The sequence below is a fragment of the Cryobacterium sp. 10C3 genome, from assembly GCF_034314285.1.
Classification (GTDB): domain Bacteria; phylum Actinomycetota; class Actinomycetes; order Actinomycetales; family Microbacteriaceae; genus Cryobacterium; species Cryobacterium glucosi.
In genome coordinates this window covers 3,932,695-3,945,722 of the sequence record NZ_JAVIWF010000002.1, presented here as the reverse complement: position 1 = coordinate 3,945,722, position 13,028 = coordinate 3,932,695, and the positions used below count along the sequence as shown (strand labels likewise).

Annotated in this window: 14 protein-coding genes; 2 read left to right on the top strand and 12 right to left on the bottom strand. The window is 68.6% G+C overall.

What is annotated here, in order from left to right:
- Nucleotides 1-80: 80 nt before the first annotated feature.
- From RGU41_RS19810 to RGU41_RS19800, 3 genes are all read right to left on the bottom strand, one after another.
- The gene (locus RGU41_RS19810; protein WP_241975339.1) at nucleotides 81-1,133 is read right to left on the bottom strand and encodes an FUSC family protein; all 1,053 of its coding nucleotides are present in this window, start codon (nucleotides 1,131-1,133) and stop codon (nucleotides 81-83) included.
- Nucleotides 1,133-3,601, bottom strand: coding sequence for an ATP-dependent helicase (locus RGU41_RS19805; RefSeq protein WP_322137407.1), 2,469 nt, complete (start codon nucleotides 3,599-3,601; stop codon nucleotides 1,133-1,135). The genes RGU41_RS19810 and RGU41_RS19805 overlap by 1 nt, the downstream gene beginning before the upstream one ends.
- Nucleotides 3,602-3,715: 114 nt before the next feature.
- Nucleotides 3,716-4,744, bottom strand: coding sequence for a glycerophosphodiester phosphodiesterase family protein (locus RGU41_RS19800; RefSeq protein WP_134449952.1), 1,029 nt, complete (start codon nucleotides 4,742-4,744; stop codon nucleotides 3,716-3,718).
- Between the two features lie 36 nt (nucleotides 4,745-4,780).
- Between RGU41_RS19800 and RGU41_RS19795 the strand changes: the two genes are divergently transcribed.
- Complete coding sequence (locus tag RGU41_RS19795; protein WP_134449951.1) at nucleotides 4,781-5,356, top strand: hypothetical protein; 576 nt, start codon at nucleotides 4,781-4,783, stop codon at nucleotides 5,354-5,356.
- Nucleotides 5,357-5,433: 77 nt separating this feature from the next.
- The gene (locus RGU41_RS19790) at nucleotides 5,434-6,240 is read left to right on the top strand and encodes a Bax inhibitor-1/YccA family membrane protein (RefSeq protein ID WP_134449950.1); all 807 of its coding nucleotides are present in this window, start codon (nucleotides 5,434-5,436) and stop codon (nucleotides 6,238-6,240) included.
- Between the two features lie 120 nt (nucleotides 6,241-6,360).
- Here the strand turns inward: RGU41_RS19790 and RGU41_RS21130 are convergent, their stop codons facing one another.
- From RGU41_RS21130 to RGU41_RS19750, 9 genes are all read right to left on the bottom strand, one after another.
- Nucleotides 6,361-6,468: a hypothetical protein gene (locus tag RGU41_RS21130; protein WP_416173193.1), complete on the bottom strand. Its 108-nt coding sequence runs from the start codon at nucleotides 6,466-6,468 to the stop codon at nucleotides 6,361-6,363.
- A complete protein-coding gene (locus tag RGU41_RS19785; protein WP_322137176.1) occupies nucleotides 6,465-7,022 on the bottom strand; it encodes a response regulator transcription factor in 558 nt (185 codons plus the stop codon). Before RGU41_RS19785 ends, RGU41_RS21130 begins: the two co-directional genes overlap by 4 nt.
- A 149-nt stretch (nucleotides 7,023-7,171) precedes the next feature.
- Entirely contained in the window at nucleotides 7,172-7,567 is a 396-nt protein-coding gene (locus tag RGU41_RS19780) for a hypothetical protein (protein WP_322137175.1), read from the bottom strand.
- A 317-nt stretch (nucleotides 7,568-7,884) separates the two neighbouring features.
- On the bottom strand, nucleotides 7,885-9,504 hold the full coding sequence (gene guaA, locus RGU41_RS19775; protein WP_134449947.1) for a glutamine-hydrolyzing GMP synthase: 1,620 nt from the start codon (nucleotides 9,502-9,504) through the stop codon (nucleotides 7,885-7,887).
- The gene (locus RGU41_RS19770; protein ID WP_134449946.1) at nucleotides 9,501-9,935 is read right to left on the bottom strand and encodes a DUF3817 domain-containing protein; all 435 of its coding nucleotides are present in this window, start codon (nucleotides 9,933-9,935) and stop codon (nucleotides 9,501-9,503) included. The genes guaA and RGU41_RS19770 overlap by 4 nt, the downstream gene beginning before the upstream one ends.
- 9 nt (nucleotides 9,936-9,944) lie before the next feature.
- Entirely contained in the window at nucleotides 9,945-10,727 is a 783-nt protein-coding gene (locus tag RGU41_RS19765) for an SURF1 family cytochrome oxidase biogenesis protein (protein WP_322137174.1), read from the bottom strand.
- Between the two features lie 5 nt (nucleotides 10,728-10,732).
- A complete protein-coding gene (locus RGU41_RS19760; RefSeq protein ID WP_322137173.1) occupies nucleotides 10,733-11,932 on the bottom strand; it encodes a cation:proton antiporter in 1,200 nt (399 codons plus the stop codon).
- Complete coding sequence (locus RGU41_RS19755; protein ID WP_322137172.1) at nucleotides 11,920-12,480, bottom strand: cation:proton antiporter; 561 nt, start codon at nucleotides 12,478-12,480, stop codon at nucleotides 11,920-11,922. Before RGU41_RS19755 ends, RGU41_RS19760 begins: the two co-directional genes overlap by 13 nt.
- Nucleotides 12,477-12,950, bottom strand: coding sequence for a cation:proton antiporter regulatory subunit (locus RGU41_RS19750; protein ID WP_322137171.1), 474 nt, complete (start codon nucleotides 12,948-12,950; stop codon nucleotides 12,477-12,479). The genes RGU41_RS19755 and RGU41_RS19750 overlap by 4 nt, the downstream gene beginning before the upstream one ends.
- Nucleotides 12,951-13,028: the final 78 nt, after the last annotated feature.

The following is a 13,028-nucleotide window of genomic DNA, read 5'->3' as shown; positions in this document are numbered from 1 at the left end:
GTTCCGAGCATCGGGCCGCTTCCGATGGGGAGCCTTTCGGAAGCCTATGTGCCGGCTATGAAATCCGCCTCACCTGCCGCCTATGCTGCTGCGCCGGTCCGCTTTCCGGAGCCGAACCGGAAGAGCAGCACGAGCAGGATCGCGACCGCCGCCCCGAGTGCGGTCTCGACGATGCGGTCGACGAGCAGGGCGGGCACCGGAACGGGACTACTGAGGTGCACGACGGAGAGGGCGAGCGGGGTGATGAAGAGCAGCGCGGCGCCGTAGTGCTTGCCGACCAGGATCTCGGCGCCGAACTGGCTGACCGCGATCACGACCACGAGCCACGCGACGGATGGCCCAGGCAACAGCACGAGGCCAGTCACGACCACGCCCAGTGCGGTCCCGACCACGCGGTGCACGGCCCGGGAGATCGAGTGGGCCGCCCGGGGCGGCGGCAGCACGGCGACGACGGCGACAACGGCCCAGTAGGGGTGCCCGATTCCGGCGGCGATCGCCAGACCGCCGGCGATGAGCACGCCCACGACGTTCTGCAGGATCGCCAGCCAGACCTGCGGATCGGTGACGGCCCGCGGCCAGAGGCGCGGCCGCCGCGGCAGACCTTTGAACAGCACGGCAGACCGGTCCCCCGAGAGCCGCCGGAGCGTCCAGCCGGACATCGTCAGCAACCAGGCGAAGACCGCACCGCACACCGCCACGAGCAGCCGCGGTCCGAATTCCGCCGCGGGCGTCGGCACCTGGGCGCAGACCGCGAACGCGAACACGAAGAACAGCGGGGTGCCGGGCACGAGCCCGGCGGTCGCGGCGATCAGGATGCCGGCGGCCACGACGAACAGCAGGCCGGCGGTCAGGAGGGGAAGGCTCGCACCGGCGATGGCCACGATGAGCGCGAGGGTGATGCTCACGAGCAGGAATCCCCCGCCGATGCTGATGGTGCGGGCACGGAGCCGGTAGGGCTCGTTGCGGCCGTAGAGCGCCGTCATCGCACCGAAGGACGCGTAGGCGGTCCAGTCGAGGCGCCCCCAGACCACGAGGAGCACCAGTGGGAGTGCCATCGCGAGGCTCGCTCGCACGGCCACTTCGATGTCGAGCGCGCGCAGCGAACGCACCCGTTCGAGGAGTCCCTCCGACACTAGATCTTCTCGATCGGCGCGATCTTGATCAGGAGCTTCTTTGCGCCCGCCGTATCGAACTGGACGTGTGCGACCCGCTTGGTGCCCTCGCCGGTGACCTGGTTGACGCGCCCGTCGCCGAAGCTCGAGTGCCGGATCCGGTCGCCGGCCGCGAGCTCGAGGTCGCCGTTGTCGCGGACCTGGGTGACGGCGTTCGCCCACTCGGTCTTCGGTTTCGGGGCGGGCGGCAGCTCGCTGAAACCGCTGCGGGTGGAGTTGAAGCCGCCGCCGAAGCCGTCCCTGCGATTGAGCGCACGCGACTGGGTGCCGTTCCGGGAGTTGGCCATGCCGGGCGACTGCTTCCAGTCGATCAGCGCGGCCGGGATCTCCTGGAGGTAACGGCTCGGCATGGCCACGTTGATCTCGCCGAACTGGGCGCGGGTCATCGCGAGCGAGAGGTAGAGGCGCTGCCGGGCCCGGGTGATGCCCACGTAGAACAGGCGGCGTTCCTCGGCGGGGCCGCCCGGCTCGTTCGCCGACATCTGGTGGGGCAGCAGCCCCTCCTCGACCCCGGTCAGGAACACGGCTTCGTACTCGAGGCCCTTCGCGGTGTGCAGGGTCATCAGGGAGACGGTGCCCGAGGCGTCGTCGAGGTCGTCCGCTGCCGCGACGAGCGAGACCTGGGTGAGGAAGTCGACGAGGCCGGCGTCGGGGTTCTCCCGGTTGAAGTCCTTCGTCTGGGCGACGAGTTCCTCGATGTTCTCCGCCCGCGCTTCGTCCTGGGGGTCGCGGCTGTTGCGCAGCACCGTGAGCAGCCCGCTGCCCTCGAGCACGAAGGTCAGCAGCTCGGAGACGTTCACCGGCCCGCCGGGATACGCCGGGTCGATCTTGAGGGCGGCCTCGTCGAGCACGCCGGCCAGCTGCAGGATCGCGCCGGTGACCTTCTGGCCGAGTCCGAGGGACGCGGAATCGCGCATCGCCTCGCGGAAGCTGATCTGGTTGGCCTCGGCGAAGCTGCCGAGCCCGGTCTCCGTTGCGGGGCCGATGCCGCGCTTGGGGGTGTTCAGGATGCGCCGCAGGGCGAGCTCGTCGTCGGGGTTGGCGACCGCGATCAGGTAGGCGAGCGCGTCCTTGATCTCGGCACGCTCGTAGAATTTGGTGCCGCCGACGACCCGGTACGGCACGGCGGCGCGGACGAAGATCTCCTCGAGCGCCCTGGTCTGGGCGTTGGTGCGGTAGAACACGGCCATGTCCCGGTACGCCATGCCGGCCCCGTGCAGCGTCTCGATCTCGTCCGCGACGAACTGGGCCTCGTCGTGACCGTTGTACGCGGTGTAGCCGACGATCTTCTCGCCGTCGCCGCCCGCGCTCCACAGCTTCTTGTCTTTGCGGTCGAAGTTGTGGCCGATCACGGCGTTCGCCGCCGAGAGGATGTTCTGGGTCGAGCGGTAGTTCTGCTCGAGCAGGATGACCTTCGTGCCGGGGAAGTCCCGTTCGAATTCGCTGATGTTGCGGGTGTCGGCGCCGCGGAAGGCGTAGATGGACTGGTCGGAGTCGCCGACGACGGTGAGGGAGGCACCGGGGATGCCGCCAGTCGGCTCGCGCAGGTTGCGCACGTGCACGCCGGTCGCCTCGAGTTCGTCGGCGAGCTCTGCGGTGACGGGTAGCGTGAGTTCGCGTACGAGCGAGTACTGGGCGTGGTTGGTGTCCTGGTATTCGTCGACGAGGATATGCCGGAAGCGCCGCCGGTAGGTTGCGGCGACGCGGGGGAAGGCGCGGAACAGGTAGACCGTCTCGCCGATCAGGTCGTCGAAGTCGAGGGCGTTCGCCGCACGCAGGCGCTGCGTGTACTGGCGGAAGATCTCGATGAACATGACCTCCTGCGGGTCACTGAGGTTGGCGTTGCGGGCGTAGGAATCGACGTCGGCGAGCTCGTTCTTGAGCTTGGAGATCTTCGCGGCGGCGTTGCCGGGCGTGAATCCGTACGTGTCGGCGTCGAGCGACTTGATGATGCGCTTGAGGGTGACCTTGGTGTCCGCGGAGTCGTAGATGCTGAAGCTCGAGGAGAGGCCGGCGCTCTCTGCCTCGCGACGCAGGATGCGGACGCAGGAGGAGTGGAAGGTCGAGATCCACATGCCCTCTGAACCCTCGCCGAGGAGGACCTTGACCCGCTCGCGCATCTCGGCGGCGGCCTTGTTCGTGAAGGTGATCGCGAGGATCTGGCTCGGGTAGGCCTCCCGGGTCTCGAGCAGGCTCGCGATGCGGCGGGTCAGCACGCTCGTCTTGCCACTGCCCGCACCCGCGATGATGAGGAGGGACGGCCCGCGGTACTCGACGGCTTCGAGCTGCTGCGGGTTGAGCCCGTCGAGCAGGGGACTCTGCCGCTGGCCGGGCTCGCCATCGGGGCGGCCGGGGCCGTAGCCGTCCAGGATTATCGGCGTTGCCGAAGAAGTGCGTGCGGGGGTGTTGTCCGGGTCGAAGGGCGTCATCATCTCGCCTCCAAGTCCAAGCGGTGCCCCTGACACCGGCAGGGGCACCCGGCCGCCTGCCGGCGTTGCCGGCAGCACGTCGACCGGAGGCACGTCGACCGGCGGCCGCCCGGGTCAGCGGTCTTCGCGGGCCTCTGCGGCGAGTTCGTCACGGACCGCCACGGCGAGGTCGGGGTGGTCGGCGAAGACCCCGTCGATCCCGGTGCCCATGATGGTGCGGAACTCGGTCTGCCAGTCGCCGAAGTCGGCGCGGAACCGCCCGCGCTGGAAGGTCTTCGCAAGGAACACGTTCTCCGGGCGCAGGGTCCAGCAGTAGATCTCGAGGTTGGCGGCGTGGGCGGCGTCGACGAGATCGGAAGCTCCCGTGACGTGTCCGTCCGCCCCGATCTCGAGGACGAGCGACTTCGGCACGCTGACGCCGTCGACGAGACCGCTCAGCCCGTAGAGGCCCTGGTCGGTCAGGTAGTCCGCGTAGTCGGGGGCCGAGCGGCCGAGCAGGCGCACCTGGTCGGCCGGTTTCCCCGTCGCCTCGAGCAGGAAGATCCGCTTCCCATAGATGCCGCGTGCGTAGACCTGGTCGAGCAGGGTGCGTTCGAAACTCTCGATCGTGAGCCGTCCGTCGCCGGCGTTCCAGCCGGCGGTGTTCACCTCGGCGGCGAAGAGTTCGTCGACAGGGAGGCCGATCGACTCGAAATAGCTCGCGTGCTTGATCTCGGCGACGACGCCGACCGGGCGCCTCGCCCGGCTGGATACCCGGTCCATGAGCTTGAACACGTCGCGCAACCGCAGCAGCGGGAATCGGCCGTCGAAGGACGCGCTGGCCTTGCGGAGTGCCGGCAGCCGTTCGCGAGCTCGCAGGGTGCGCAGCTCGGCCCAAGTGAAGTCCTCGGTGAACCAGCCCGTCATGCGGATGCCGTCAATGACCTTCCGGGTGCGGCGAGCGGCGAATTCGGGATGGGCCGCAACATCCGTCGTCGCGGAGATCTCGTTCTCGTGACGCACGATGAGCACGCCGTCGCGGGTGACGACGACGTCGGGTTCGACCGCGTCCGCACCGAGGGCAACCGCGAGCTCATAGGCGCCGCGGGTGTGCTCCGGCCGGTAACCGCTCGCCCCGCGGTGACCGATCACGATCGGTTGCATTCCCTGACCATACGCGCTGCTGGCAGACTCGAAGCCATGACACTCTGGAGGGAACCCGACACCCGGCGCCACTCGCCGGCGGTGTATCGCGCCCGCCTCACGCTCGGAGTCTCTGCCATCGCCCTCGGCGTTGCCGCGACGAACCTCACGAGCACCTACAGTCTCTTCTTCCTCGCCATCGGGCCCGCCGTGCAGCTGCTCGGCTGGCTCGCGCTGCCCGGGGCCCTCTGGCGGCGACTGCTGGTGATCCTCCCCGCGGAAATCGCCGCGCTCACGCTCCTGGCCGGCCCCGATTTCACCGGCGCGTTCGCCGTACTCCTCGCGTGCTGGCTGTTCGTGCGGCACCGGCCGGGGATCAGCTACCTCGTGCTGCTCGCCCCCGTCGTCGTGAGCTTCGCCCTCAAGCTGTCGCTGCACAACTCGTCGCAGAACTGGGTCGGAGACGTGGCCGGGTCGGTGACCGTGATCGCCGCGGCGTGGGTCGCCCGCGCTCTCGCACGGCGACGCTGGGCGCGGCTCAATCCGCCGCCGGCCGGCGAAACGGCCGGAACAGGCGACACCGGGGACAACCCCTCAGGATCTACAAGGCAGACGCCCAGCAGGGCTGAATAGACTCTCAGAAACGCCCACCGGCGTAGTGCCGGATCCCCGGCGTTGACAATACCCGAGCTGATTGAGATCTTAGGAACATGGCATCCTCAAACCCCGCATTCTCGCGCAATCCCGCCTTTGCCGCACAAGGATCCGCGGCAGCGAACGGCCTGACCGAAGCTGACCTGCAGCGCATCTACGAAGCGCCGTCCGCAGGCTCGCAGGACACCGGCCGGATGACCTACGAAGACACCATCGTGAAGACCACGCTGAGCTTCGCCCTTCTGCTCGTCGCAGCAGCGGCCAGCTGGCTGCTCACTCCCACGATGCCGTTCCTGCCGTTCCTCGGCATGATCGCCGGCCTCGTGCTCGGCCTGGTCAACGCCTTCAAGAAGGAGCCGTCACCGGGCCTGATCCTCGCGTACGCCGCAGCGGAAGGCCTCTTCGTCGGCGGTATCTCGTACATCTTCGAGGCCATCTACCCTGGCGTCGTCGTACAGGCCGTGCTCGCGACCCTCGTGGTCGTCGGCGTGACCCTCGCGCTGTTCGCAAGCGGCAAGATCCGCGCCTCGAAGCGCGCGACCAAGGTCTTCCTGATCGCGATGGTCGGCTACTTCGTGTTCTCGATGCTCAACTTCGGCCTCGTCGCCTTCGGTGCCGTCGACAGCCCGTTCGGCCTCAGCAGCAACGTGAAGATCTTCGGCATCCCGCTCGGCGTCGCGATCGGAATCCTCGCGGTGCTCATGGCCGCGTACTCCCTCGTGCTCGACTTCGACTTCATACAGCGTGGCGTCAACAACCGGGTCGCCCGCAAGTACGGCTGGTCCGGCGCGTTCGGCATCATGGTGACTGTCGTCTGGCTCTACGTCGAGCTGCTCCGCCTCTTCGCGATCTCGCGAAACTAGCTCGCTCGCACCCTGGCGAGAGCAGGACCTCGCCGCACACACTGTGAAGTCGGAGATTTTCGTCAGGAAAATCTCCGACTTCACGTCGTTAAGGCAGGGGTCGCAGAGCCGGAGGCCGGCTCAGATCCAGCCCTTGTCTGTCGCAATGCGGATCGCCTCTGACCGGTTGCTCGCCCCGAGCTTGGCGGATGCCGCCGAGAGGTAGTTCCGGACGGCCCCAGGGCTCAGGTGCAGGGCGCGTGCGACCTCTGGGGCACTCCGTCCCCCGCCGCGAGGAAAAGGACCTCGGTCTCCCGCGCGGTGAGCGGTGATTCTCCGTGCATCATCGCGTTGATCGCGAGCTGCGGGTCGACCACGCGTTCGCCGGCCCGGATCTTCCGGATGACCGCGATCAGGCGCTCTGAGGCGAGGTCCGTGTGCTGGAAGCCGTCCACGCCGCCCTGGATGGCGCGGCGGACGTCACCGGGGCGCGGATGGCTCGCGAGCAGCAGCACCTTCACCCGCGGGTCGGCGGCCTGGATCAGCGGCAACAGCCCCAGGCCGTCGATCGTCGGCAGGTGGATGTCGAGGACGATGACATCGGGAGCGGTCCGGCGCACCGTCGAGAGGACCTCGGCGCCGTCGCCGATCGCGGCAACGACCTCGATGTCGGCTTCGAGCGAGAAGACGGCCTGGAGCGCCGTGCGCAGGAGGACGTGATCCTCGACGAGCAACACCCGGATCTGCGAGCCCTGCCCCTTCACCGGTGCGGGAAGTGCGGGCTGGGTGGTGTCGAAGCTCATCCCTGCCCCCTCCCGACGTCGGACGACTGCCCGCGATCACGGCAGTTGTGAAGTGGAAGGTCGCGTATGGACTCTAGCAAACACCGACAGCGAAAAACCCCCGAACGGGGTGGAGATCTGCCCAGAAGTCCCGACCAACGCCCGGGCGGTCAGTGCCGGGAGGACGAAGCCTCGACGCGCCACTGCCCGTCCGGCCCGCCGGGCCGCGCGGTCGCCCGGCTCATCGAGAAGGTGCGGGTGCGGAACCGCCAGGCCAACCGGACCATCGCGACGCCCGCCTGCCGGTAGTGATCCGCGAGCGCACGGGTGAACACGGCGCGTCCCGGCACATCGACCCAGCCGTCCGCGCCGGTGTACACGGCTTCGACGCGCGGCCGGGCCGCGGCGTTCCGGAACAGGACGATGGCCTCCGCGGCGATCTCATCGCCGTCGGAGTGGATGCGGTGCCGCGGTGCGGATTCCTCGGCAGGGACGCTCCGGGGCGCAGCGCCCGGCGAGCGCGGCTCATCATCGAACCCGCGTGTTTCCGGAACCGTGGAATCCATGGGCGTCACCTTCGTCCGGGGACGACGCCCCGACCGTAATGCCCGGCCGGCTGCCGCCGCGAGGAGGCCTCCGCGGGAGACGACGGAGAGCCGAAGCGGCTCCCGTCGACGCTTCCCACTCATCCTCACGCGGATGCCACGACGTCGGAAGTCCCTCCTGTCACCGCTGCCCCATGACAGCTGTCACGTTCCGGTGATCGCCACCCGGAGCGCACCGGAAACGCACCGCCTTCGCCCGGTTACGAAAGAAGCACCCTCGTCTCGACGACGAGGGTGCTTCTTTCGTGCTGCAGCGGGAGTCGCTCAGCGGGGAGCGCTCACTCCCACTCGATGGTTCCCGGCGGCTTCGACGTGACGTCGAGAACGACGCGGTTGACGCCATCCACTTCGTTCGTGATGCGGTTGGAGATGCGGGCGAGCAGGTCGTACGGCAGGCGGGTCCAGTCGGCCGTCATCGCGTCCTCAGAGGAGACCGGGCGCAGCACGATCGGGTGACCGTACGTACGGCCGTCGCCCTGGACGCCGACGGAACGGACATCCGCGAGCAGCACGACCGGGCACTGCCAGATGACCCCGTCGAGGCCGGCGGCGGTCAGCTCGGCGCGCACGATCGCATCCGCGTGCCGCAGCAGTTCGAGCCGTTCGAAAGTGATCGAACCGACGATGCGGATGCCCAGGCCTGGACCGGGGAACGGCTGGCGCTGCACGATCTCCGGCGGCAGACCCAGTTCGGCGCCGATCGCACGCACCTCGTCCTTGAACAGGGTGCGGAGCGGTTCGACGAGCTCGAACTTCAGGTCTTCCGGCAGGCCGCCGACGTTGTGGTGGCTCTTGATGTTCGCGGTGCCGCTGCCGCCGCCGGACTCGACGACGTCGGGGTACAGGGTGCCCTGGACGAGGAAGCGGATCGGGTCGCCGTCCTTCTCCGCGGCCTCCCTGATGAGTTCGGCCTGGGCCTGCTCGAAGGTGCGGATGAATTCGCGGCCGATGATCTTGCGCTTGGTCTCCGGGTCGCTGACACCCTCGAGCGCGGCGAGGAACTGCTCGCGTACGTCCACGGTGACGAGGCGCACGCCGGTGGCCTTGACGTAGTCTTCCTCGACCTGGCGGCGTTCGTCCTGGCGGAGCAGGCCGTGGTCGACGAAGACGCAGACGAGCTGGTCGCCGATGGCCTTGTGCACGAGCGCCGCGGCCACGGCGGAGTCGACGCCGCCGGAGAGCCCGCAGATGACCTTGCCGGTGCCGACCTGGGCGCGGATCTTCGCGACCTGTTCGGCGATGACGTTGCCGCTGTTCCAGTCGGCGGGAATCCCGGCGGCGCGGTGCAGGAAGTTCTCGAGCACGTCCTGGCCGAATTCGGTGTGCTTGACCTCGGGGTGCCACTGCACGCCGTAGAGGCGGCGCTCGTCGTTCGCGAACGCGGCGACCGGGGTCGAGCCGGTCGAGGCGAGCACCGCGAAGCCGGCAGGGGCGCGGGAGACGGAGTCACCGTGGCTCATCCACACGGTCTGCTCGTTCGGCTGCCCGGCGAGGAGGACGTTGTCGCCGCTCGCGACCGTCACGGGGGTCGACCCGTATTCGCTGAGCCCGGTGTGGGCGACCTCGCCGCCGAGGGCGGTCGCCATCACCTGGAAGCCGTAGCAGATGCCGAGCACGGGAATACCGAGGTCGAAGATCGCGGGGTCGAAGGTCGGGGCGCCCTCGGCGTAGACACTCGAGGGTCCTCCGCTCAGCACGATCCCGACCGGGTTCTTCGCGGCGACCTCCGCAGCGGTGATCGAGTGTGCGACGATCTCCGAGTAGACGGATGCCTCGCGCACGCGGCGCGCGATCAGCTGGGCGTACTGGGCGCCGAAGTCCACCACGAGCACGGGTCGGTCGATGCCGGACGCCTCCGTCGGAGTCACGACCACGGTCGGGTCGGCAACTGCAGTCATGAACGGGCCTCCGCACCCTCGGCGTCGGAAAGTGCCCTGGCGGAAAGCCAGGCGCGGACCTCGCGGGCGACGCGGCCCTCGAGGAAGAAGGACAGGGTGGGGATCACGCCGCCGAGGGCGATCAGCAGGAACCGGCTGAACGGCCAGCGCATCAGGCTCCAGAGCCGGAAGTCCGCGAACAGGTACAACACGTAGAACCAGCCGTGCATGATCAGGATCGCGGTGCTCAGATTGAACGCGGTGACGGTGTCGCGCGGGACGAGCAGCCCGTACGGGCCGCCGAGCTCGAGCTCGTACTGGAAGCCGAACTTGAGGATGACCTCGGCGCAGAGCAGCAGCAGGAAGACGCCGGTGATGATCGAGGACGTCTGGTAGAGCTTCAACGCCCCCGGGATGCTGGGGATATCAGCGCGTTTGGGTTCGAGTGGCATGCGCCAATTCTAACCGGCGGATATCGCCGCTTCCTCGCGGAGCTCCTCCTCGCGCTCCCAGGCGTCCCGGACGAGGCGGTACCAGAGGAACACGGCGAAGCCGGCGAAGACGACCCACTCGATGGCGTAGAAGATGTTCAGCCAGTTGAGGGAGGCATCCGTGAGGGGTGCCGGCGAATCGATTCCCGTGAGACCGGATGCCGCGGTCCCGTCGACGATGTAGCCCGGGTAGACCGCTGTGCCGTCGAAGCCGGCCCAGAGGTTGATCAGGGCCGCGGTGGACACGGTCGTCATGCTGTGCGGGTCACGGTCGTCTGCGGGAACGACGGGGGCTTCGGTCGGGAGGAACCGGCCGGCCAGGGTGACGACCTGGTTGGCCGGGGCCGACGCGAGGCCTTCCATCGTCGACCGGGCTGTCGCCTCGTCCGGAGCCCAGCCGCGGGCGACGGCGATGCTCGCGCCCGCGCTGCTTCCGCTGCCGGCCGCACCGACGATGAAGTGGCTCACGACCCAGTAGCCGGAGGCGCCGTCGTTGGACCGGTCGCTGATCAGCTGCTCGTCGCCGGGTACGTAACTGCCGTCGACGGTGACGAGCTGGCCGGTCGCCGCGTCACGCGGGGCGCCTCCGGGAGTCACGACGTCGGCGAGGGGTTTCACGGTCTCGGTGGTCTTCTCGACGACCACACCGGATGCGACGGCGCGTTCGAGCTGCCAGCGCCCGAGCGCCGCGAAGCCGGCCGCGACGGCGAGGGCGAGCAGGAGCGCGAGAATCCAGCGGGGGCGGAGCATCATGCGGATCATTGGTAGTCACCTGTCCCGGCGTCGGGTGCCGGCTTGTCCCTCTGGGCGCGAGTGCGCGAAAGTCGTTTGGCGTAGTCGGCCATCGGGTCGGCGTCTGCGTCGGCCTCTGCGGCCTGGCCGGAATCGACGCCGGAATCCCGGTCCGATTCCGGGGCGGCGGCGGGGTGCGAGTCGGCAGGAACATGCACGTCGGCAGGTGCGTGCGCCTGCGTCTCGTCATCGGCATCTGGGTCTGGGTCTGGGTTCACGCGTGCGCTCGGGCGCGGGGCCGTGTTCGGTCGGACTGAGGCAGGCAGCGGTGTCGGCCCGTCGAGTTCGTCGATGCCGTCATCCACCACGTGCTTGACGTATTCGCCGCGTTCGGCCTGTTCCGCCCGTTCGTCGTGGTCGGCGCGGCGGTCGTGGTCCGTGCGCTTCCGCGGCTCCGGCCGTGATGAAGGCAGCGGCTGGTCGCCGAGGTGGGCGGCGGCGCGCTGCGCGTCCTGGTCGCTCAGCGCGCCCGCTGTCGCCGCGTCGACGAGCCGGAACTCCTCGGCGTGCATCGGGTCGCGGTCGGGCCGGACGCCCGCGCGCTTCCGGCGGCGTCCGGGCAGCAGGGCGCCGAGCCTCTCGGAATTGGCGGCGAAGAGCGGACCGAGGATGGCCATGGTGAGCACGTAGAGTCCCGCGAACGGCTGGAGTAGCCCGTTCAGGCCCGCTCCGACAGAGAGGGTCGCGAGGATGAGCGTGAACTCTCCGCGGTTCACCAGGATCGCGGCGGCGTTGAGCCCCTCGGAGATTCCCATCGAGTGCAACCGGGCCAGCAGCATCCCCGAGATCAGGTTGAGCACGAAGGTCATCACGACCGCCGCGAGCACCACGAGGATGACCGAACCGAACTCATTGATGTGCAGCGCGAGGCCGAAGTTGAGGAAGAAGAACGCGGCGAAGATGTCCCGCAACGGGACGGCGACACGTTCGAGCCGGGTGCGGTAGGTGCTCGCGCCGAGGACGACACCGATCAGGAACGCGCCGATCGCATCCGTCACCCCGATGATCTCGCCGATGCCGGCGAAGAGCACGGCCAGCCCGAAGAACAGGATCGTGAAGAGTTCGTCGTCCTTGGTGCGGACCAGGCGGGACACGACCCGTCCGCCCCACCGGGCGAGCGAGAACATCACGACGAGGAAGAGGAACGCGATGCTCAGTTGCAGCACGATCGGCCAGCATTCTCGGTCTTGCCGCTCAGCACGACCGAGACGATCGACAGGTACACCGCGATGAAGATGTCGCCGACCACGGTCACGCCGAGGATCATCGGCGTCTCCTTGTTGGCGAGCCGGCGCAGCTCGATCAGGAGCTTGGTGATGATCGCGCTCGAGGAGGTGCCGGTCATGCCGGCGATGACGAGGGCCTCCCGGGTGCCCCAGCCGACCATCATCCCGAAGGCGAACCCGATGCCCATGTTGATCACGACGTAGGAGCCGCCGGAGAGCAGCAGTTTCCCGGCGTCGTTGAAGAACTCCTCCTGGTCGAACTCGAGGCCGAGGCTGAACAGGAGCAGGATGAGCCCGAAGACGGCGATGAGCTCGATGTCTGCGGAGTGGAAGTCGAGCGGGAACCAGTGGGTGTACGGGCTCGCGAGCAGGCCGACGATCATGTAGATCGGGATGGACGGCAGGCCGATCAGTTTTGCGGCGCGCCCGAGCACATAAGCCACGACCAGCAGGATGCCGAGTGTGATCAGGTCCGTGCCAAGGTTCATTGGTTAGCCCCCGGGGGCGCGTCGACGGTCTTGGCCTTGAGTTCACCGGTGCGGAAGAACGTGAAGGCCTTGGCGACCTTCTCCGGGGATCCTGCGACGACGAGGGTGTCGCCGGGGAAGACCCGGAAGTCCTGGGCCGGTGCCGGGTTGGCGGACTCGCCGCGCACGACGGCGACGACCGTGAGGCCGGCGATGCCGCGGTCGGCGGGGTTGCCGAGGGTCTGGCCGGCGATGTGATCCTCGTAGTCGACCGTGAACCAGTCGATGCTGAGACCGGGGATCTGGTCGAGCGCGGTGAGCGACTCGGTGATCTGGGTGCCGCCGAGGAGTTCGGCGAGGGTGTGCGCCTCGTCTTCGTTGAGGCGGAGGGAGACCTTGCTCGCGTCTGGACCGCCCTCGTCGTCCGCGAAGGTGATGAGGTCTGCTGTGCCCGGAGCGGTGGGCGATGACGCCGACCTTGCCGCCGTCATCGGTGATGAAGGTGTGCAGCACACCCACTCCGGGAAGCTTGACCCGCCGAACGTCAACCATGGTTACGACTCCTGAAG

Excerpts from the sequence above, each read along its gene's own strand:
- RGU41_RS19805 (WP_322137407.1), bottom strand. The coding sequence starts at position 3,601 with ATGACGCCCTTCGACCCGGACAACACCCCCGCACGCACTTCTTCGGCA.
- RGU41_RS19800 (WP_134449952.1), bottom strand. The coding sequence starts at position 4,744 with ATGCAACCGATCGTGATCGGTCACCGCGGGGCGAGCGGTTACCGGCCG.
- RGU41_RS19795 (WP_134449951.1), top strand. The coding sequence starts at position 4,781 with ATGACACTCTGGAGGGAACCCGACACCCGGCGCCACTCGCCGGCGGTG.
- RGU41_RS19790 (WP_134449950.1), top strand. The coding sequence starts at position 5,434 with ATGGCATCCTCAAACCCCGCATTCTCGCGCAATCCCGCCTTTGCCGCA.
- RGU41_RS19785 (WP_322137176.1), bottom strand. The coding sequence starts at position 7,022 with ATGAGCTTCGACACCACCCAGCCCGCACTTCCCGCACCGGTGAAGGGG.
- RGU41_RS19780 (WP_322137175.1), bottom strand. The coding sequence starts at position 7,567 with ATGGATTCCACGGTTCCGGAAACACGCGGGTTCGATGATGAGCCGCGC.
- guaA (WP_134449947.1), bottom strand. The coding sequence starts at position 9,504 with ATGACTGCAGTTGCCGACCCGACCGTGGTCGTGACTCCGACGGAGGCG.
- RGU41_RS19770 (WP_134449946.1), bottom strand. The coding sequence starts at position 9,935 with ATGCCACTCGAACCCAAACGCGCTGATATCCCCAGCATCCCGGGGGCG.
- RGU41_RS19765 (WP_322137174.1), bottom strand. The coding sequence starts at position 10,727 with ATGATGCTCCGCCCCCGCTGGATTCTCGCGCTCCTGCTCGCCCTCGCC.
- RGU41_RS19755 (WP_322137172.1), bottom strand. The coding sequence starts at position 12,480 with ATGAACCTTGGCACGGACCTGATCACACTCGGCATCCTGCTGGTCGTG.
- RGU41_RS19750 (WP_322137171.1), bottom strand. The coding sequence starts at position 12,950 with ATGACGGCGGCAAGGTCGGCGTCATCGCCCACCGCTCCGGGCACAGCA.